General features: G+C 51.9%; 14 protein-coding genes and 1 tRNA gene. 8 read left to right on the top strand and 7 right to left on the bottom strand.

What is annotated here, in order from left to right; translation table 11 throughout:
- The first annotated feature begins 523 nt into the window (after positions 1-523).
- The 3 genes from infC to EPA93_RS43620 all read left to right on the top strand — a co-directional run bounded on the left by infC (position 524) and on the right by EPA93_RS43620 (position 4,355).
- Complete coding sequence (gene infC / locus EPA93_RS43630; protein WP_340689251.1) at positions 524-1,195, top strand: translation initiation factor IF-3; 672 nt, start codon at positions 524-526, stop codon at positions 1,193-1,195.
- A gap of 444 nt (positions 1,196-1,639) precedes the next feature.
- Positions 1,640-3,046, top strand: a complete 1,407-nt coding sequence (locus EPA93_RS43625; RefSeq protein ID WP_129893569.1) for a S41 family peptidase — start codon at positions 1,640-1,642, stop codon at positions 3,044-3,046.
- Positions 3,047-3,155: 109 nt separating this feature from the next.
- Positions 3,156-4,355, top strand: coding sequence for a hypothetical protein (locus EPA93_RS43620; protein WP_129893568.1), 1,200 nt, complete (start codon positions 3,156-3,158; stop codon positions 4,353-4,355).
- 16 nt (positions 4,356-4,371) lie between these two features.
- Here the strand turns inward: EPA93_RS43620 and EPA93_RS43615 are convergent, their stop codons facing one another.
- The 4 genes from EPA93_RS43615 to EPA93_RS43600 all read right to left on the bottom strand — a co-directional run bounded on the left by EPA93_RS43615 (position 4,372) and on the right by EPA93_RS43600 (position 8,376).
- A complete protein-coding gene (locus EPA93_RS43615) occupies positions 4,372-5,298 on the bottom strand; it encodes a hydroxymethylglutaryl-CoA lyase (RefSeq protein WP_129893567.1) in 927 nt (308 codons plus the stop codon).
- A gap of 2 nt (positions 5,299-5,300) precedes the next feature.
- Positions 5,301-6,737: a hemolysin family protein gene (locus EPA93_RS43610; protein ID WP_129893566.1), complete on the bottom strand. Its 1,437-nt coding sequence runs from the start codon at positions 6,735-6,737 to the stop codon at positions 5,301-5,303.
- A 6-nt stretch (positions 6,738-6,743) separates the two neighbouring features.
- Entirely contained in the window at positions 6,744-8,186 is a 1,443-nt protein-coding gene (gene glmU, locus EPA93_RS43605; protein ID WP_129893565.1) for a bifunctional UDP-N-acetylglucosamine diphosphorylase/glucosamine-1-phosphate N-acetyltransferase GlmU, read from the bottom strand.
- 116 nt (positions 8,187-8,302) lie between these two features.
- Positions 8,303-8,376: transfer RNA gene (locus EPA93_RS43600), tRNA-Gln, on the bottom strand.
- A 456-nt stretch (positions 8,377-8,832) separates the two neighbouring features.
- On the opposite strand from EPA93_RS43600, the gene EPA93_RS43595 reads away from it, so the two are divergent.
- The 5 genes from EPA93_RS43595 (at position 8,833) to EPA93_RS43575 (ending at position 15,465) form a co-directional block, all read left to right on the top strand.
- Positions 8,833-10,440, top strand: a complete 1,608-nt coding sequence (locus EPA93_RS43595) for a carboxyl transferase domain-containing protein (RefSeq protein WP_129893564.1) — start codon at positions 8,833-8,835, stop codon at positions 10,438-10,440.
- Positions 10,441-10,513: 73 nt separating this feature from the next.
- Positions 10,514-11,497, top strand: coding sequence for a magnesium/cobalt transporter CorA (corA, locus tag EPA93_RS43590; protein ID WP_129893563.1), 984 nt, complete (start codon positions 10,514-10,516; stop codon positions 11,495-11,497).
- A 16-nt stretch (positions 11,498-11,513) separates the two neighbouring features.
- Positions 11,514-12,314 (top strand): enoyl-CoA hydratase/isomerase family protein, encoded by an 801-nt coding sequence (locus EPA93_RS43585; RefSeq protein ID WP_129893562.1) that lies wholly within the window; start codon positions 11,514-11,516, stop codon positions 12,312-12,314.
- Positions 12,315-12,433: 119 nt separating this feature from the next.
- On the top strand, positions 12,434-14,470 hold the full coding sequence (locus EPA93_RS43580; RefSeq protein ID WP_129893561.1) for an acetyl/propionyl/methylcrotonyl-CoA carboxylase subunit alpha: 2,037 nt from the start codon (positions 12,434-12,436) through the stop codon (positions 14,468-14,470).
- A gap of 92 nt (positions 14,471-14,562) precedes the next feature.
- Positions 14,563-15,465 (top strand): NAD(P)-dependent oxidoreductase, encoded by a 903-nt coding sequence (locus EPA93_RS43575; protein ID WP_165423787.1) that lies wholly within the window; start codon positions 14,563-14,565, stop codon positions 15,463-15,465.
- A 51-nt stretch (positions 15,466-15,516) separates the two neighbouring features.
- On the opposite strand, the gene EPA93_RS43570 is transcribed toward EPA93_RS43575, so the two are convergent.
- The 3 genes from EPA93_RS43570 to EPA93_RS43560 all read right to left on the bottom strand — a co-directional run bounded on the left by EPA93_RS43570 (position 15,517) and on the right by EPA93_RS43560 (position 19,540).
- Positions 15,517-16,521, bottom strand: a complete 1,005-nt coding sequence (locus tag EPA93_RS43570) for a site-2 protease family protein (protein ID WP_129893559.1) — start codon at positions 16,519-16,521, stop codon at positions 15,517-15,519.
- A 165-nt stretch (positions 16,522-16,686) separates the two neighbouring features.
- Positions 16,687-18,024, bottom strand: coding sequence for an Nramp family divalent metal transporter (locus EPA93_RS43565; protein ID WP_129893558.1), 1,338 nt, complete (start codon positions 18,022-18,024; stop codon positions 16,687-16,689).
- 271 nt (positions 18,025-18,295) lie between these two features.
- The gene (locus EPA93_RS43560) at positions 18,296-19,540 is read right to left on the bottom strand and encodes a competence/damage-inducible protein A (protein ID WP_129893557.1); all 1,245 of its coding nucleotides are present in this window, start codon (positions 19,538-19,540) and stop codon (positions 18,296-18,298) included.
- Positions 19,541-19,777: the final 237 nt, after the last annotated feature.

Raw genomic sequence — 19,777 nt, 5'->3', positions numbered from 1 at the left:
CCTATCCTTCCAATATATAAACTGTAGTGTCCAAAAGCTTGACGCGTCAACACCAGAAGGGATTGCGGAGAGAGGTGAGAGGCTCTACTCGACAAATCCGCGCGATGAACAGCAAATCCATCTTGTAAATGCAATAGTGATAGAATAGCTTGGCTCATAAAGCTTCTCCATCCAAGAACAAGATGTTGTAGAATAATCGGTGAGTATAATATATTCTATTTCTTCCCGGCTTCAGATATGATGAGCATGAATAAAGTGCAATAAAGATTGCTAGGCGTGAACTTGACAGCAACAAGACCGAATAGAGCCGGCAGAGTAAAATGATGACAAATAACCGCACAAGCGAGAAAGCAAGGTTTCAGGTAAGCCAATTGTTCCACTTGCAAACGACCAACGCTCGTAGTATACTTGAACAGTTCGTTGCGGGTTATCAAGTAGTTGGATAAACATCCACAAGAGAAAATACGCTTGTTCTTGCATCGAACGCAGAAACCAAGGGGGTTAATCCTGAGCGTACAAGTACATAATAGTTTCCAAGGAGGTTCGGCCTATTAACAGGGATTTTCGGGGGAATGACCGCCAGCGTGAGACACGAGTGAACGAACGCATTCGTGCTCGCGAGATACGCCTGATCGACGAGAACGGCGAGATGATGGGAGTGATGCCGCCTGTACGAGCGCTTGATATTGCGCGCGACAGGAATCTTGATCTGGTTGAGGTATCGCCCAACGCTATGCCACCAGTATGTAAGCTGATGGACTACGGTCGATACAAATATGAGCAGGCCAAGAAGGAAAATGAGGCTCGCAAAAATCAAAAGACGATAACGCTCAAAGAGATCCGTATGCGTCCGCGTACAGACGAACACGACGTAGAAGTCAAAACACGCAAGATCCAAGAGTTTCTGGCTGAAGGCGATAAAGTAAGGGTGAGCGTACAATTTCGCGGTGCCGAGCTGCGCCACCCGGATATTGGTCGTAAGTTGCTAGACGAAATTGCAGAAGTGTTGAAGGGCACAGCCACCATCGAGCGCTCGCCGATGATGGAAGGTCGCATGATGTCTATGATCGTCTCTCGCGCTCCTGGATGGGAACCGCCGAAGAAACAGGCCGCTCCTCCTGCTGGTAAACGCCAGACAGCACAGGCTACGGCAAGCGAGACTTCTCAGAGCGCCGATACTTCTGAGAATGCCTGAACCTTGCTCTGCAGGCTGGTTTGCTGATAGGCTACAAACAATCACTGTGCAGGCAGCGAGTTTCGCCTAGCAAAACAATATGAGGGTGTAGTGCTTCTTACTACACCCTCATTTTTATAACTCATTATTAAGAGCAAACAAGCAGGGCTTTGCAGTTCTCTAAAATGGGATTGGTAAGGGGGCGTCGCGACCTAGCGAATGAAGCCCTTAACCTGGGGCACGCCGGGATGTGTAACATCCCCAGCTGTGCCTCGATTTTTCCCACCTCCTTGCTGCCGTCCGGCGACCCAAGAAGAGAACTGGAACATCCTAGCAAACAAGCCGTTCTGATTGACTTTTCAAATATACACGACTAAGATAAGAACAAGGCTATGTATCAGAAATATAAACTACACAAAATAGTAATAGAAGCGGTACCTTTATGGACCCCCGGGGAGGCATACGGTGAGTAGATACGACGATCCGCGCTGGTATGAGGAACAGGATACTGGTTCATCATCTGAGCAATCACACTACAACTACTTTAATCAATTTCCATCTTCTTCAGCGGCGGGTAACGATGTCTCTCAACAAAACGGTTCCGGGCAGCAGCATCCTGCCAACACGCGATCGCACGCGCGGCACCGCCTGGGACAGGTTATTGCGCTGGTCGCTCTGGTGGTGGTGGCATTTTCCGCAGGTTGGGTCAGCCATCAAATCTTCAGCAGTAATTTCAATACCAGCGATAAATCTAAAGCCTATATTCAATTATTCCAGCAAGCCTGGACCACCGTTGACAAAAATTACGTCGATCGAAAAGCCATCAATTATCAGAAAATGTCTTACGCGGCCATTCAGGCTATGGTTGATTCCTTACAGGATAAAGGACATACGCGCTTTATGACTCCAACGGAGGTAAAAGCCGAAAATCAGCAGCTCAAAGGAACCTTTACTGGTATTGGCATTTACTTGCGCCAGGACCCCCAAACGAAGAAGTTCTCTGTTACGTCTCCTATTCCTGGCTCTCCCGCCGAGAAAGCGGGCCTGAAACATGGAGATATTATTCTCGCGGTTAACGGAACCAGCCTGACAGGCAAGGATCTCAATGCTGTTACGGCCCTCATTCAAGGGAAGGACGGCACCAGCGTAGAACTGTCTATTCAACGCCCAGCCACGGGACAAACGTTCACTGTTCATGTTACACGTGCAGAGATAAGCGTCCCAAACGTTCTTATGCACTATATCCCTGAAGATCATATTGCCCACATTCAAATCGTCCAGTTCGCAGCTGGGGTTAGCGATCAGTTGAAAGATGAGCTCAGTCAGGCAAAAAAAATGGGCGCGACGAAGATCATCCTCGATCTGCGCAATAATCCAGGTGGCTATCTCAACGAGGCAGTCGATACGGCCAGCCTGTTCGTAAAAAGTGGCAATGTTCTGTTGGAACAAGACAGCAGCGGGCAGCGTACTCCTGTTCCTGTGACTGGCCATACGCTTAACACGACTGATGAGCTGGTGGTGTTGGTGAATGAGAACTCGGCTAGTGCGGCAGAGATTGTGGCGGGTGCCCTTCAGGATAATAACCGTGCAGTTCTTATCGGCGAGACAACCTTCGGTACGGGTACGGTCCTCCAACAGTATGATCTAAGCGATGGCTCGGCAATTCTGCTGGGAACCCAGGAATGGCTTACACCCAAAGGGGCGTTTATCCGTGATCACGGCATTACACCCAAGTTCAAAGTAGCGCTGGGCAATAACGACGCATCTTTATCGCCTAGCGATGAAGATTCAAACCATATGACGGTGCAGCAGATTCTCAATAGTGGAGATACGCAGCTATCGGCCGCCATTAAATACTTACAAGAACATTAAGGTTAGGCGCGAGGTGTAAAATCTCGCGCTCAGACATCGATTTTGCCTTTCTGCTACGATTACACATGATGTTATCCAGATATACTTACTCTGAGGTGTTTTCTATTCTATGTCTGCTGCCCTTCTTATCTGCGCAATTCTGGTTTTTAGCCTGATCTTCTGGATAGGGCTCTACCTGATCAGCCGCGATCCAGCCAATATGCGTTTATGGGCTGCTAGTCTCGGTCCACTCTGTTACGCCCTGGGGATAGGGTGTGCCATAACAAACAATTTCATTCCCGCTATGGGCATCTGTCTGCAGCTTTGCCTTGTGCTCACTTTCCTGGCCTTGCTCTGGACAGGCCTGACATTCTATCTCTTGCCCTATGGAAGATCGCTCCGTAGCCAAACTGCGATAGCCAATAAACGCGCGCTCACGATCCTAGCAGTGGCCTTGCCTCTTGCCATGTTAGCCATCGCGTTACTTCTCCTTCATCCAGGCTGGCTCCCCTTGATGGCCATACAGCTGCCCGGCGGCTGCATCTTGCTGGTGGCGGGGATTGCCCTTAGCATTCTCGATGCGCAGGAAAAAGGGGAAGCATTATTGCCTGACCTCTTTCGCTCGTTCGATTACTCCTGCTTTACAGCCTTGCTCTTTGGAGGTCAGGTAGCCTTAATTATGCTTCTGAGCACGGGTGTAACGGCAGCGATGCTCATCCTACTTATGATGGTGATTGTCAGCTCAATTTTTGTGCAAACCTTCTCAGATCACCTCATCACTTTTGTGGATAAAATCGCCTTCGCAAACTTTCCCTGGCTGCAAAAAGCCAGAGCCGAGCTACGCACGACAGCTAATACGCTACAACGCGTGCAAGAGCTGGATCTTGACAATCTGGATGAGGCCGAGTTTATCCGTTTCACACGGCGCGCCCTGAGTCAATTTGGCGATCTGGCCCGCCTGGCCACCAATCCACTTACCCGTCTCTCACTTGTGGAAACTTGTCTTTTAAAACATGGCAATAAGGATGATGCGCTTGAACGGGCGATTGAGCTGAAAGCCATTCTCGCCGCCAGCATTGAACGGCTTAAGCCGCGCGAGCAGGGCGATTTTGGTACATCTGACGAGTGGCGCTATTATAACGTGCTTTACTTCCCTTATATCGCCGGCCTGAAGCCATATAGTCGGCGCGCCCAGAACGTTCAGCACGATACAACGGCTAAAGCAGCTCTTGAATGGTTCCGTACCTACGTTCCTGAACGCACCTTCTATAACTGGCAAAATGCGGCAACTCGCCTGATAGCCCAGGATCTCAAAGCAAGAAAGAGTTAGAGATAGGTAACCTGCCTCAGGCGTTAGCACATGTTGCCGCTTGATAATATTTACTGGCTGAGGGATGGCCTAACAAAGGCGCAATAAAACTTGTCGCGGCAACTACCTTCTCTAAATCCACTCCCGTATGAATCCCCATCCCATGCAGCATATAGAGCAAATCTTCGGTGGCTAGATTGCCAGCGGCGCCAGGAGCATAGGGGCAGCCTCCCAGCCCTCCGGCCGAGGAATCGATAATGCTTATCCCCATCTGGAGGGCCATGAGCACATTGGCCAAAGCGGTGCCGCGCGTATCATGAAAATGCACAGCCAGGCGTTCCAGTGGGATTTGTCCCTCCGAAAGTAAGAGATCAAGAACGTCTACTACCTGGTTTGGCGTGGCTACGCCGATCGTATCACCCAGGGAGAGCTCGTTGACCCCCATTTCCAGTAACGCCTGCGAGACCGCCAGGACGTGCCGTGGATCTACCGCACCTTCATAAGGACAGCCGAAAACTGTCGAGATGTAGCCTCGCACCGGAATATCTTCACGCCGGGCAAGGTCGAGCACGGAACGAAATTTGGCAAGGCTTTCCGCGATCGTGGAATTGATATTATGTCGCGTAAAGCTCTCGCTTGCTGCCGTAAAAACTGCAACAGAGCGCACGCCAGCCGCCAAGGCCCGCTCCATCCCCTTTAGATTAGGAACCAGCACGGGATACTCAGTCGTAGATAGGCGTGTGATGCCATTCATCACTGTGCCCGCATCACTGAGCTGAGGGATAGCGCGCGGACTGACAAACGAAGTAGCCTCGACGACCGGCAAACCAGCCTCAGCAAGCATCTGAATAAACTGTATCTTTTGCTCGGTCGGGACCTGCACTTTCTCATTCTGCAGGCCATCGCGCGGCCCCACTTCGACAATCCGCACAGCTTCGGGTATGGTGGCAAGGGTAGGTCTCATCCTCAAGCTCCTCTATATTCTCGCAAAGATGAGTGCTCGGGCAGCTGTTTCTCTCGGGAACGCTCGGCAGGAGGTGGCAAAAGCATCACATCCGATTGGCTCGACTCATCCGACTCGTCAGCGGCCTTGACGCGTTGCACGCGTATCTTGGTAATACGCCTGCCGCGCGTGGCCAGCACCGTAAAGGTCCAATCCTCATAGGAGACAGTATCGCCAGCACTCGGGATCTTGTCCAGCTGGGCATAGACAAAGCCTCCCAGCGTCTCATAATCAGCATCACCGAGATGGGTATCCATCAGATCATTGAAATCGGAGATGCTCATCTTGGCGTCAAAGATATACTCGTCCTCGTTGATCTCCTCGTAGAGGTTCTCCTCGTGATCATACTCATCTTTGATATCGCCGACGATCTCTTCAACCAGGTCCTCGATAGTCACCAGGCCAGCCACCGAGCCATATTCATCGACGACCATGACCATATGAATACGATTCTGGCGAATCTCGCGCAGCAAGTCGTCAAGTTTCTTCGTCTCGGGCACAAAGTAAGCCGGGCGGACAAGATCGCGCACGGGGACCTTATCGTGGCCCTCGCGCAGCTGTTTGAGCATATCCTTGGTATAGAGAATGCCAATCACTTCATCAACCCCGACACTCTCTTCATAGACAGGAATACGCGAGAAGCCTCCCTGCAAAGCTAGATCAACTGCTTCATTCACCGTAGCCTCGCTTGCCAGGGTGACCATATCTATACGCGGGATCATCACCTCGCGTACTGTCGTATCGGCAAACTCAAAGATGCTATGGATCATCTCGGTCTCTTCCTCTTCGAGCACTCCCTCTTCCTCACCCACAGTAACCAGTAAGCGCAACTCCTCCTCAGTGACAAAGGGGCCACGCTTCACCTGGCCGCCCACCATACGCACAAAGACAGAAGTTATAGCTGTCAAGGCCCAGACAAGCGGGTGCAGAAACCAGGCCGCAATGCGTACAGGTCCAACCAGGGCTCGCGCCCAACGCATAGGATTCTGTACAGCAGCAGTTTTGGGGGTAATCTCACAAAAGATCAAAACGACGAGAGAGACGAGGAAAGAAGAAATGAGCTCAGCCCATGATCCTGTATAGCGCAGAGCCAGGGCTGTGGCCATGCTAGAAGCCACGATTACTGCCACGCTATTAACCACCAGGATAGTCGAGAGAAAATTATTCGGCTCAGCCAGCAAACGATCTATCTGGATAGCGCGCTGATCACCCTCCTCTACCTGATTTTTTAGCTTAATACGGCTTACGGATGTCAGCGCTGTTTCAGCAGCAGAGGCCAGCCCACACAAGATTAAAGTTACAACCAGAATTGCGAGTTGTAACCAGGCCACAGAATCCAATTGGGGAGCCTGTGTACCAATTACAAAAGCGGCTATACCCGATAATCCAGGGTCGTCCATAGTGGATTACTCCTCCTTTTGGAGGGAACGCTTAACAGTATCATCATGCGACGGTTGCAGCATACGTTGTACACGCGCAGGAACCCCAAATGCTAACGCACCTGGTGGGATATCCTTGTTCACCACCGAGCCGGCGCCTGTCATCGCCTGCTCCCCGACTGTAACAGGAGGAACCAGGATTGTATCACAGCCAATAAAGGCTCCGTCCCCAATCGTCGTATGATATTTCTGCTTCGTGATACCATTATAATTCGAGGTAATGGTACCCGCACCGATATTCACATGATCGCCAACTGTCGCATCACCAATATAGCTAAAGTGATGCATATCTGTCTCCTCGCCGACAAATGCGTTTTTGACTTCTGCGAAATTGCCCATACGTACACCACGCGCCAGATGGGCTCCGGGGCGACAATGACTAAATGGTCCCATGCTCACACCATCCTCAAAGGTAGCCCCTTCCACGACTGAATTGCGAATGACGCACTCATCACCAATTACCGACTGATCGATAGTAGTGCCAGGACCAATACGACACGAAGAGCCAATCGTTGTTTTCCCGGTAAGGAAAGTACCAGGCAGAATTACGCTATCCATCCCAATCTTAACATCATTATCGATATAGGTAGTCGTGGGATCAACAATTGTCACTCCGGCGTACATATGGCGCTCCAAAATGCGGCGGCGCAACATTTGCTCAGCCTCGGCCAGTTGTACGCGATTATTAATTCCCGTCGACTCGTCCAGCGTGCCCGTCACAGTAGCAATCACGCGTTCCTGCGCGCTGGCAATCCCTATCAGATCGGTCAAGTAATACTCACCTGAAGCATTGCGGGGCAAATCCTGGAGCACGGGCCAGAGCCAGGAGCGATCAAAGCAATAGACTCCGGAATTCACTTCTTTGATGCGCATCTGCTCTTTTGTCGCACGTTTTACCTCAACAATCTCACGCACGCGCCCAGCAGAATCACGCACAATACGACCAAAGTCGCTCTCGCGCTCAGTCAGCGCAGTGAGGAAAGTGATAGTTGCTTTACGCGCTATGTGCTCAGTAAGAATACTGGCCAGCAATTCACTTCTAATGAGAGGCGTATCACCATAGCACACAAGAATTGTCTGTGGACGCGGCTCAAGCGCTTCGAGCACCCCACGAGCGGCTAGAACAGCATCGCCGGTTCCCAGCTGGGAGGCCTGAATGGCATAGAGGCAGCGTTGAGCAAAGGCTGCCTCGATCTGGGCGGCTTCATGCCCAACCACCACCACAGGGCGATGAGTAGCCATAGGAGGGTCAAGGGAAGAGAAGGCAGAAGTTGAAGGAATAGATTCAACCGCATTTAGCACATGAGCCAACAACGGCACTCCAGCTAAGGGGTGAAGCACCTTCGGTAGATTCGAACGCATCCGTGTACCCTTGCCTGCGGCAAGTACTACGGTCGCATATGTATTCATGGTTACTTATACAAACCTTTTTTGTTTCATCTTACGCGATGAGAGGATAATACCAATGCAGACGACACAATACCAACATCTGCACCCATTTCCATAGGATGTCTTAAGAAGGAAATTGGCTCGGGTGCTAGGATTCGAACCTAGGATCGCGGATCCAAAGTCCGCTGCCTTACCGCTTGGCCACACCCGAATAATACAAGGACATATCATGCAATGTTTTCAACGACTGCATAGGCGCTATTCCTTGCATCGCACGCAAATATAGTACACGATATCGGGTGTATTGTCAACAGTTAGGACAACTTTATCTGTACAATTCTGCCCTCTGACAGAGGTACCCAACTTCTGCTTTATTATACCACGATTAAGCGTAGCTTATTTGCAGGGCTATTGAATTTTCCTTTTTTGCCCCACCCACTCACCCGCCCGAAAAGAAAGGGAAACGGGGACGCCCCGTACTCCAGCAGAGAGCTGGCCGCCCTCTGCACTCCTGCTACCTGTCAAAATTAAACAGCCGTGGCTTATTTGCGCTTAAACTTGACGCTCTTCAGCGAGCGGTGCTATGCTCATTATAATAAAGCAATGGAGCGAAACAGCATATGGGCTGTGTTTCCCAGCATTGTCGTTGAGAGGAACAAACAAACTCATGGCTATTATCGAAACACACATAGACCGCAGCAGTCCCGAATTTCAGGCGAACGCGCACTATTTCCAGGACCTGGTTAAGCAACTTCAACTAAATATCCAAACAGTGCAACAGGGAGGTGGCGAACGTGCGATTGCCAAGCATCGCAGCCGCAATAAACTGCTCGCCAGAGAGCGTATTCAACTCCTCTGCGATCCCAACACACCTTTCCTAGAATTGAGCCCTCTGGCTGCCTGGGATATGTACGAGAACGATGCACCGTCAGCTGGCATCATTACAGGTATTGGTCTGGTTGAAGGGCAGGAATGCGTTATTGTCGCCAACGATGCAACCGTCAAAGGTGGCACGTACTATCCAATGACTGTCAAAAAGCATCTGCGGGCTCAGGAAATTGCCGAACAAAATCATCTCCCCTGCATCTATCTGGTAGATTCAGGAGGCGCTTTCTTACCCCTACAAGCCGATGTTTTCCCGGATCGCGACCATTTCGGGCGTATTTTCTATAATCAGGCCCGCATGTCAAGCCAGCGTATTCCACAGATTGCTGTAGTGATGGGTTCCTGTACAGCCGGGGGCGCCTATGTACCGGCCATGAGCGACGAAACAATTATCGTCCAGGGCAATGGAACTATCTTTTTGGGCGGGCCTCCACTGGTGAAAGCCGCCACTGGCGAGGAGGTCAGCGCCGAAGACCTTGGCGGAGCCGATGTCCATTGCCGTACTTCGGGCGTCACCGACCATTATGCGCTCAATGACGAACATGCTCTGGCCCTTTGTCGCAGCATCGTTTCGCATCTCAATCGTCGCAAGTATATTCCCTGGGATATTCGCCCTCCTGTGCCACCCCTCTATGATCCCAGCGAGCTCTATGGTATTGTCCCTAGCGATGGACGCAAGAGCTATGATGTCCACGAGGTAATTGCCCGCCTTGTAGATGGCAGCGACTTCCACGAATTCAAGGCGCTCTATGGTACAACGTTGGTCTGTGGTTTTGCCCGCATCATGGGCTACCCGGTTGGCATTATTGCCAACAACGGTATTCTCTTCTCGGAGAGCGCGCTTAAAGCCACCCACTTCATCGAACTGTGCGCTCAACGCCAGACTCCGTTGATTTTCCTGCAGAACATTACCGGCTTTATGGTTGGCCGCCAGTACGAAAACGGTGGCATTGCCAAAGATGGCGCCAAGATGGTAATGGCCGTGGCCAACGCGCCGGTGCCACGCTTTACCGTGATTATCGGTGGCTCCTTTGGAGCCGGCAACTATGGCATGTGCGGACGCGCATATTCTCCCCGCCAGCTCTGGATGTGGCCCAACTCACGCATCTCGGTAATGGGTGGTCAACAGGCCGCCACAGTTCTGGCCACGGTACGTAAAGAGGGCCTGGCCGCTCGTGGTCAGCAGATGAGTGCGGAGGAAGAGACGGCATTTATGCAACCCATTCTTGATAAATATGAGCAGGAAGGGAACCCTTATTACAGCACTGCTCGTCTCTGGGATGATGGCATCATTGACCCGCGCGACACCCGCACGGTCCTGGCCCTGGGCATCGCCGCATCGCTCAATGCTCCTATGCCTGATACGCCCTTTGGCGTCTTTAGAATGTGAGTGGTAGAAATAACTCGCACTTCTCGCAGAATTTCACCCAACTGTAGTGCCCGGTCTGTTGCTAGGAGGGTTTATGCAACAGCTATTGGTATGGCAAAATGGTCAGGTGAGCACAAATTGCTCGTTAGAGGCCTTGCCCGGCATTCTGGCTGATCCACAAGCGCTGGTCTGGCTCGACTTACTGCTTGAGGATGAGTTGCAGCCTTATCAGGATATGCTTAGCAGCAAGTTCAAGCTCTCTCGCCTGACGATAGAGACGCTCAACGAAGCGCGCGAACGCGCTCGCCTGGTTGAGCAGACAGGCTATTTCCATCTGGTCGTCCATGGCTTGGCCTTCGACGTAGAAAATATAGAGGCCAGGACGCCCAAGTTGGATATTATCTTTGGCCATAACTTCCTGATCTCTATCCATCGTGAGGCTATGGACTGGCTGGCTTCCTTGCTAGATGAGGCCCACGACGAAAGCGAAGAGCACCTGATGAGTCGGGGAGCAGCCCGTTTGCTGCACGCTATTCTTGATACGCAGGTTGATAGCTATTTTCCTGTTCTTGATGTGCTCGATGATATGAGCGATGACCTGGAAGATAAAGCTGTCACCGATGCCAGCAATGAGGTGCAGGCCCGTATCTTTCGCACGAAAAAGGCTCTGGCGCGCATGAGGCGCGTTATCAGTCCTCAGGTCGAGGTCATGAACTCGCTGATTACACGCACTGGCGACTTCATTCCAACATCTGCCGAGCCATACTTTGCCGATGTTCACGATCACCTGGTACGCACCTTTGAAGTGTTGGATTCGTATCGCGATCTCATGAGTGGCTTGCTTGACGTTTATCTGACGACAGTCTCTAACCGTCTTAACGTCATCATGAAGCAGCTGACCATTATTGCTACCATCTTTATGCCCATCACCTTCATTACAGGGGTCTTTGGGCAAAACTTCGCACATTCACCCCAGGTAGAGACCGATAAGGGCTATAACTTCTGGATCGTTTTGCTCGTTATGGTCCTTATTACGCTGGCTCAAATCTGGTACTTTAAACGTCGCAAATGGATTTAGGCAGATAGGAGCATATATGGGAACGTATACACATATTACCGTAGAGCATAGCTTTCAGGATAGAATCGCCACAGTGACGCTACGCAGGCCCGAGGTCCACAATGCCTTTAATGCTGAGGTGGTAAAAGATCTTACGGCAGCCTTCACTCAGCTTGCTACCGAAGCAAGCCTGCATGGCATTATTCTTACTGGCGATGGCCCTTCTTTCAGCGCGGGAGCTGATATCAATCAAATGAAGGCTTCCGCCAGCTTTACGCAAGAACAAAATCTGAAAGATGCCTTATATCTGGCTGACCTCTTGCAAACGATTAATGTCTGCCCTTGCCCGGTCATTGCCCGCGTCAACGGAACTGCCATGGGAGGCGGAGCCGGTCTGGTAGCCGTCTGCGATATCGCTATCGCCTCCGAGAAAGCGCGCTTTGCCTTCAGCGAAGTTAAGCTGGGCATCGCGCCGGCGGTCATTTCACCGTATGTGATTCGCAAAATCGGCGAGACTAACGCACGTGTCCTCTTTGTGACAGGCGAGCGCTTTAGTGCAGCACGCGCCCAGGCTATGGGCCTAGTCCACGCGGTGGTGCCAGCCGAACAATTGGACGACGCGGTGCAAAAAGCCGTCAATGAGCTCCTGAGCAGCGCGCCAAAGGCGCTACGTGCCTGCAAAGCGCTAGCCTTGAGCGTCGGGGCTATGAACTATGAGAGCGCCCGTCAGTATACAGCCGAGACGATCGCCCAGCTGCGCATAGGCGCTGAAGGTCAGGAAGGCTTGCGGGCCTTTCTTGAGAAGCGCAAACCGGCCTGGGTAGAGCCAGGCGAGTAGTAGCCATTTCCTCATCCGGGCAACAATCACGATCCCGGTACAGGAAAGCGCACGGTTCTCTATAAGATCAGGTTTTTTAGTCAGGCTTATTGAGCCTGTTACCAGATGGTTACAAACAGATGTTTAAGAAAATCTTAATCGCCAACCGTGGCGAAATTGCCGTCCGCGTCATGGCTACCTGCCGAGAGATGGGCATACGAACTGTGGCGATCTATTCTGAGGCGGATCGCCAGGCCCGTCACGTGCGCGAAGCTGACGAGGCTTACTTTATTGGTGCTGCGCCCGCGACGCAGAGCTATTTGCGCATCGAGACTATTATCGAGGTTGCGAAACAAAGCAAAGCTGAAGCCATTCATCCGGGCTATGGCTTTCTCTCCGAGAATACTGCCTTTGTGGAAGCCTGCGAACAGGCTGGCATCGTCTTTATCGGACCACCACCCTCGGCCATGCGCCTGATGGGCTCAAAAATTGCAGCCAAAGAGCTGGCGCAGTCGGTAGGCGCGCCAACCGTGCCAGGCTATAACGGCGATCGACAGGACAACGAGACCTTGCTTGAGGAAGCACTTCGCGTTGGTTTCCCTTTGCTGATCAAAGCTTCGGCCGGCGGCGGCGGCAAAGGTATGCGCGCGGTCCACAAGGCAGAGGAGTTTCTAGAGCAGTTGGCCGGAGCACAGCGCGAGGCTCTGGCGGCCTTTGGTGATGGAACTGTTTTCCTCGAACGCTTAATTCAACAACCACGCCATATCGAGATCCAGGTGCTCGGCGATAGTTTCGGGAAATTGATTCATCTTGGTGAGCGCGAATGCTCTATCCAGCGTCGCCACCAGAAGATTGTTGAGGAAAGCCCTTCCATCGCGCTGACACCCGAACTACGTGCGGAAATGGGCAATACGGCGGTACGCATCGCTAAGGCGGCCGGCTATGTGAACGCGGGAACTGTCGAGTTCATGCTCGATCGCGATCAACACTTCTACTTTCTAGAGATGAATACGCGTTTGCAGGTAGAGCACCCGGTCACTGAGTTCGAAACCAGCCTGGATCTTGTACGGCATCAGTTATATGTTGCTGCCGGTGAGCCCCTTGCGCTGGAACAAGAGCAGATCAGCCCACGAGGCCATGCGATCGAGGTGCGCATCTACGCCGAAGATCCAGCGCAGAACTTTTTGCCTTCCACAGGTACCATCACCCACTTTGTCACGCCCTCGGGTCCCGGCATTCGCCTTGATAGCGGCATCGAAGATGGGGATGAAATCAGTCAGTATTATGATCCTATGATTGCCAAGCTCATCGCTTATGGAGAAGACCGCGCGGCGGCGATTGCGCGCCTGCAACGCGCCCTGGAGCAAAGCGCGATCCTTGGCGTTACTACAAACGTGGCCTTGCTACACGCTATCTGTACGCATCCAGCCTTCCGTGAAGGCCTTACGCACACAGACTTTCTGCTTGAGTATGGCCTGTTGACGCCCGAGGCTTCAGAGCAGCCCCCCAACGAGGTGCTTATAGCGGCAGCGCTAAGCGAGATACACAGAGAAATCAGTGCACGTGCAGCCAGCGCTAACGAATATTCTCAGTCAGCCAATGGTCTAGCTAGCCATGCGCCTGATCCCTGGCAGCTTCTCGGCCCCTGGCGCACGGTTGGCGATGCCAGCACGCTCACCTATCGCTATCAGGATCAAGAGTATGTGCTAACGCTTCAGCCAGCCTCACAAGCCAACGATGCCTGGATCGTCAAGATAAGAGAGCAGCCAGCTTTAGAGGTCTCCTGTATCTTCGGGAATGAGGCCCTGGTCCTGCTGCGATTGGGAACAACCCAGATACGCACCTATGTAGAGCGACGCGCCGGGGAAACGCAGGTTGTACTCAACGGCCGAATGTATCGGCTCCAGCATAGGCAAGCTCCCGATATAGAGACAACCGCGCACGGTGGCGGACTGGCCCGCACGCAGAAGACGCTTACGGCTCCCATGGCCGGTACTATAGTCCAACTGCAAACTCAGGCTGGCGATACAGTACAGGCCCATCAAGTTCTGGCTATCCTGAGTGCAATGAAAATGGAGCACGCTATTACTGCCCCTCATGATGGCAAGGTACGGCGCGTTTATTATCAGGAAGGCGCCGTAGTAGCAGGAGGAGCTGTAGTTATCGAAATGGAATGAGGCCGGCGGGTAGGATATAATTAAGTTGATATATGGAGATCAGGGTCAGAGATCGCCTGATCTCCTTCTACTTAGGAAAGGACTACTATTTTATGCAGCTCGGCTTTATTGGCATTGGCGTTATGGGGCGGCCAATGGCACTTAATCTGCTAAAGGCAGGTCACGAAGTCACCATATATGCGCGCCATCCCGAGAAACCAGCGGTGCAGGAAGTTTTGGCCGCGGGAGCCAGGCAGGCCCCGTCACCACGAGCAGTTGCCATGGCTTCAGAATTAGTGATTACGATGGTGCCCAACTCTGCACAGGTAGAAGAAGTGGTAGCAGGCCCGCAAGGCGTGCTTGAAGGAGCCCATAAGGGCCTGATCATTATTGATATGAGTACGATCGCGCCAGCCGTGAGCCGCAAGCTGGCTCGATTGGCAGCTGAAAGAAGCGTGCATTTTCTTGATGCGCCGGTAAGTGGAGGCTCGCAGGGCGCAATTAATGGTACGCTCTCGATCATGGTCGGCGGTGAGCGCGAGGTCTTCGAGCAGGCCCGCCCCATCTTAGAGGCCATGGGCAAGAAGGAAAATATTTTCTATGTAGGAGAGAGCGGCGTCGGCGAGATCATCAAACTCGTCAATAATATGCTGGCCGGCTCTATTGCAGCGGCCGTCGCCGAAGCCTTTGTCATGGGGGTCAAAGCCGGAGCTGATGTGGATACCATGGCAAAGATTGTGAATGTAAGCACTGGTGGAAACTGGCAGTTGGCCAATCAATTTCCGCTGCGCGCCTTTAATGGCAGCTTTCAGCCAGGCTTTATGACTGATCTCTTGCATAAAGATCTTGGCCTGGTCCTTGATCTGGCTACCGAGAATCAAACACCCGCGACGATAACTACCCTGGTGCGCCAAATGTACGAGAAGGCTCAGGCGGCTGGCTATGGACAGGATGATTATACTTCGCTGCTCAGAGTGCTTGAACAAGCAGCGGGCGTAGAAGTACGCAGCAAATAGAGATGCGGAGCTCATGGCACCTGGAAAAGGTGCCATGCTATGCAGGTTTTGCTACAAAATGTGGGTACCAATGGGCATCAAGGCGTGAGCCATGGACATGCCTAAAGCCAGCACTGCGACCAGGCCAAAGTACAGCAGGGTAAGGATAATCCGTGTGCCTACCGGCACTTGATAATAGCTGGCATTACCCGATGCCGTGCCACGAGACCAGAGCTGTGTTGCAGCCATAATGACGATCAGGAGCAGCCATAAGGATGGGTTACCATTGAACCAGGACCAGATCTGAAAAGCTAGCAAGGCGATAAAGCCGATAATCCAGATGCGCCGATCAATGGCTGCCAGGACCCGACCACCATCAAAGGGGACAACCGGTATAAGGTTGAATAAGTTCAAGAAGAAGCCAAGGTAGGCTAAAGGCGCCCAGGCTGCATGGCTATGGGGATTTATTTCCGCCACGGCCAGACAAACCGAAGCAGCAATAGCGCCGGCCAGCGGTCCCGCAATCCCTACCTCTGCCTCATCACGAGCATTCTGCGGCATGTTACGCATAGTTACGGCAGCTCCCAGCATAGGGATAAAGATCATAGCGCCCATGGGGATGCCTTTCAATTTCATGACGATGGCGTGGCCCATCTCATGAATGAAAAACATGGCAACCAGACCGATAGCAAAGGGCCAGCCAAGAAACGTTGCATAGATGACAATCGAAATCAATGCCGAGATGCCTGCCCAGCCAAATTTGAGCAAAAATACCAGCCCTTTAAGCTTGAGTAGCCAGGCAACCGCGGCAAGAAGTACTCCACCAATGCCTGCCAGCCCCTTACGTTTCTTCTTTTCGCCAGCTCCATTTTGCGCAGCCTGGGCCTCTGCGCTCATCTGAGCTGTATAGCTTTCGATATCTGCAGGGCCGCGATAAGCCTTGACGGGCATATAACTATATTCAGCCTGGGCATTATCGCTATAGTTGGGCGGCTCTGTCAGGGCTTCGTTCTGAGGCGGCATGAAGCGAGCAGCCTCGGGCGGCTGTTGATAGTAGTCGGGATGGGCATAGTCCATCTCTCCCGCTTGATTCTTTGCGTCTCGATATTCAGAAGCCTCATTAGAATATGGATACACTCTCTGCCTCGCATCTGGTCAGCAACGACATTAGACCAATTGTATCTTATCACACAGCCAGCAAAAGATGCGAGACATTCACCCGCTCTCCCTATATAAGAAAGGCTAACCGGTAAATGCCTGCCAGATTGTACTGGCCAATAACATTAATACCAGTACAGTTATCAAAATCACTGTGGCCCAGGAAATGATATTGAAGACGACACCATTGACATGTTTGCCCATCAGGCGCCGATTATTCACCAGCAAGATAATAAACACAAGCAGAATAGGGACCATTGCCGCATTGACATTTTGCAGCACAATCAAGACTTGAATAATAGGCAGGCCTGGGATCAGCGTTATAAGCACGCCCAGGATAATCAGGCCTGTGAAAATGCTTTGAAAGACTGGCGCTTCGCTAAAGCTGCGCGAGACGCCGCGCTCAAAACCAAAGGCTTCACAAATCCCATACGAGGTTGAGAGAGGTAAAACGGCGGCAGCCAGCAGAGAAGCCCCAAAGAGGCCGACGCCAAAGAGAATAGAGGCATAAGGTCCGGCAAAGTCGCGTAGAGCGACTGCCGCGTCGATAGCTGTTGCAACAGGGTGATTAGGGAATAGGGTAGCGCCGGTGGTGATGATGACAAAACCGGCAATAATGACGGCAAAGAAGGTGCCGCTATAGACATCAAGTTGCTCGTAAAAATATTCGCCGGAGGGAATGCCTTTGTCAGCTACTGAAGACTGGACAAAAAACTGCATATATGGGCTGATCGTGGTACCAATGAGGGCCACTGCAGACAATAAATAGGCGCCATCAGTGCTTATATGGGGCAAGACAGATTGCCTGGCGACATCGCCCCAGGATGGATGTGAGTAAAAGGCTGCTGGAATATAGGCAAGAAAGCCAAGGGACATGATTAGGAAGATCTTTTCGACGCGCCTGTATGAGCCCTTAGTTACGAGCCACCAGATAATCAAACCTGAGACAGGTACTACTATATAGACTAGTGGCGTATGTGGATCATTGGCCAATACCTGCACGGCCGCCGCTATGCCAAGAAATTCCGAGACAGTTACTCCCGTATTGGCAATGAGCAGGGCCAGCATGGCAAGCGCTGTCCAGCGCACGCCAAATTGCTCTCTGATCAGGTCCGCCAGGCCTTTGCCGGTTATCGCGCCCATACGCGCGCACATTTCTTGCACAATCGCCAGACAGAAGCCGGCAATAATAAGTGCCCAGAGCAAATTATAGCCATAGCTAGCGCCGGATGTAGAGAAAGTTGCAATTCCACCCGCATCATTGCCAGCGTTAGCCGCGATTAGCCCCGGACCAAGTACAGCGAGAAGTCTAAATATAGGTGAAGATCGACTCAAACGAAAACGCGACCGCGCCTGCTTGCGGTGCTCAGCGCGGTCTTTGGTCTGCGGTTTCCGAAGCTTTTTGCGTGATGTATCATCCATTACGCATATACAGGCAAGAACAGGCCTGACCTATTCTCATCCCGCCCCTTCTAAGTGATGATGCTCAATGAGCCTGCCTGGCATTCTCCTGCCCACTAAGCCCTATCGGGAAGATATAGACGGCAGGATTGTTTGTCTGGCTCTCGGCGATCCGCTTTGAGGACACTGCACTAGCTTGATCGTCTTCCAGATAATAACACCCTGCCTGTAAAGATACAAGGGTTTTAGGAGGGGCTAATAGCATAGGCGCTCGTAGTTACCAAGCGAGCTGCTAGCTCTCGGGCGTCAGGCTGCCGGCAAGAAATCTTCTCAGGATATCCAGAGCAGCCAGGGAAGCTCGGCGGCGATTATCGCTCCGGCTGGAGGTCCATCCCGCTCTCTGAGAGGCAAAGGTTCCTTGTGGACCCTCGATAGCTATGTATACTGTGCCAACAGGTCTATCTTCCTGCTTATCGGGGCCGGCGACGCCGGTGATACCCAGGCCATAAGTGGTACCCAGCCTTTGGCGCACGGCATGGGCCATTGCACGCGCTGTCTCTTCGCTCACAGCGCCAAATTGTTGCAAGGTTTCCTGGGGTACACCCATCTGGGCTTTGAGCTCGCTGCTATATGTTACCAGGCCACCGACAAAGTAACGCGAGCTTCCCGGAATATCGGTAATCATACCGGAAAGCAGGCCGCCAGTCAGCGATTCCATAATACCCAGGGTTTGCCGGCGCTCCTGCAACAAAGTTCCTATTACGCTGGCCAGGGTATCTTTGTCAATCCCAAAGATGTGCTGTCCTAAAATCTGTCGTACCTGCGCTTCCATCTCCAGAACTTGCAGCTCTGCCTTTTCTCTTGTCTCGGCCTTAGCGGTGATGCGTACATCTACAGCGTCTAGTTTGGCATAGGTGGCAAGTGTGGGATTGTTGCTATGGATTAAGGCGCCCAGCTGCTCTTCAACTGAAGATTCGCCAAGACCAGCCACGCGCAGAATGCGTGTAAACATCATTCCATCTGTATAAGGGCTCAGCCTGGGCACTGCCTCTTGCTCCCACATACGATACATCTCGCTAGGAACTCCTGGCATGGCTATGATGATATGATCTTCTTTCTCTACCCACCAGCCGGGGGCAGACCCCACAGGATTTGGCAAAGCGCGCGCTGAGGGAATCAAGCTGGCTTGCTTCAAATTGCGCTCGGGCATCTGTGCGCCTAAATGCGAAAATCTCTTACGCAATTCAGCTTCCAGCTGAGGATCGACTTGCATGGTCTCGCCCAGTAAGGTGCTGATTGCTTCGCGCGCCAGGTCGTCTTCTGTTGGTCCTAAGCCGCCGGTCATGATGATTAAATCTGCCCGCTGCCAGGCCCGCTGTAAGGTTTCAACAATGCGGCCCAGGTTATCGCCTACCTGCGAAACGAAGTAGAGATCAATACCAAGGGTTGTCAGATTCTGGGATAAATAGGTGGCATTGGTATCGGTAATATGACCTAATAGCAATTCGGTGCCACACGATAAGATTTCCGCCTTCATGGGTCCTCCAAAGAATATGTGCTATGCCCTTGCCAGGGCAGTAAACATGGAAGCATTTCAATAAGCCAGTAAGCTCATCATACCATATGGAGAACACAATCAATATCTTGTGTTAAAAGTTTCTGAGAACTCAATATGTTGTGTCGAAAGGGTTGCATTTGCGATTTTTTGCGAGTATACTGAGTTGCGACAAACAAATTTTAGCTAGTACCTAAAGCCTTGCACGAGGTTATTTTC

The organism is Ktedonosporobacter rubrisoli, from assembly GCF_004208415.1.
Taxonomy (GTDB): domain Bacteria; phylum Chloroflexota; class Ktedonobacteria; order Ktedonobacterales; family Ktedonobacteraceae; genus Ktedonosporobacter; species Ktedonosporobacter rubrisoli.
The sequence above is the reverse complement of the archived record's forward strand: the minus strand, read 5'-3'. Positions and strand labels throughout refer to the sequence as shown.

Coding starts and splice junctions, on each gene's coding strand:
- EPA93_RS43620 (WP_129893568.1), top strand. CDS start 3,156: ATGTCTGCTGCCCTTCTTATCTGCGCAATTCTGGTTTTTAGCCTGATC.
- EPA93_RS43615 (WP_129893567.1), bottom strand. CDS start 5,298: ATGAGACCTACCCTTGCCACCATACCCGAAGCTGTGCGGATTGTCGAA.
- EPA93_RS43610 (WP_129893566.1), bottom strand. CDS start 6,737: ATGGACGACCCTGGATTATCGGGTATAGCCGCTTTTGTAATTGGTACA.
- glmU (WP_129893565.1), bottom strand. CDS start 8,186: ATGAATACATATGCGACCGTAGTACTTGCCGCAGGCAAGGGTACACGG.
- EPA93_RS43595 (WP_129893564.1), top strand. CDS start 8,833: ATGGCTATTATCGAAACACACATAGACCGCAGCAGTCCCGAATTTCAG.
- corA (WP_129893563.1), top strand. CDS start 10,514: ATGCAACAGCTATTGGTATGGCAAAATGGTCAGGTGAGCACAAATTGC.
- EPA93_RS43585 (WP_129893562.1), top strand. CDS start 11,514: ATGGGAACGTATACACATATTACCGTAGAGCATAGCTTTCAGGATAGA.
- EPA93_RS43580 (WP_129893561.1), top strand. CDS start 12,434: ATGTTTAAGAAAATCTTAATCGCCAACCGTGGCGAAATTGCCGTCCGC.
- EPA93_RS43575 (WP_165423787.1), top strand. CDS start 14,563: ATGCAGCTCGGCTTTATTGGCATTGGCGTTATGGGGCGGCCAATGGCA.
- EPA93_RS43570 (WP_129893559.1), bottom strand. CDS start 16,521: ATGGACTATGCCCATCCCGACTACTATCAACAGCCGCCCGAGGCTGCT.
- EPA93_RS43565 (WP_129893558.1), bottom strand. CDS start 18,024: ATGGATGATACATCACGCAAAAAGCTTCGGAAACCGCAGACCAAAGAC.
- EPA93_RS43560 (WP_129893557.1), bottom strand. CDS start 19,540: ATGAAGGCGGAAATCTTATCGTGTGGCACCGAATTGCTATTAGGTCAT.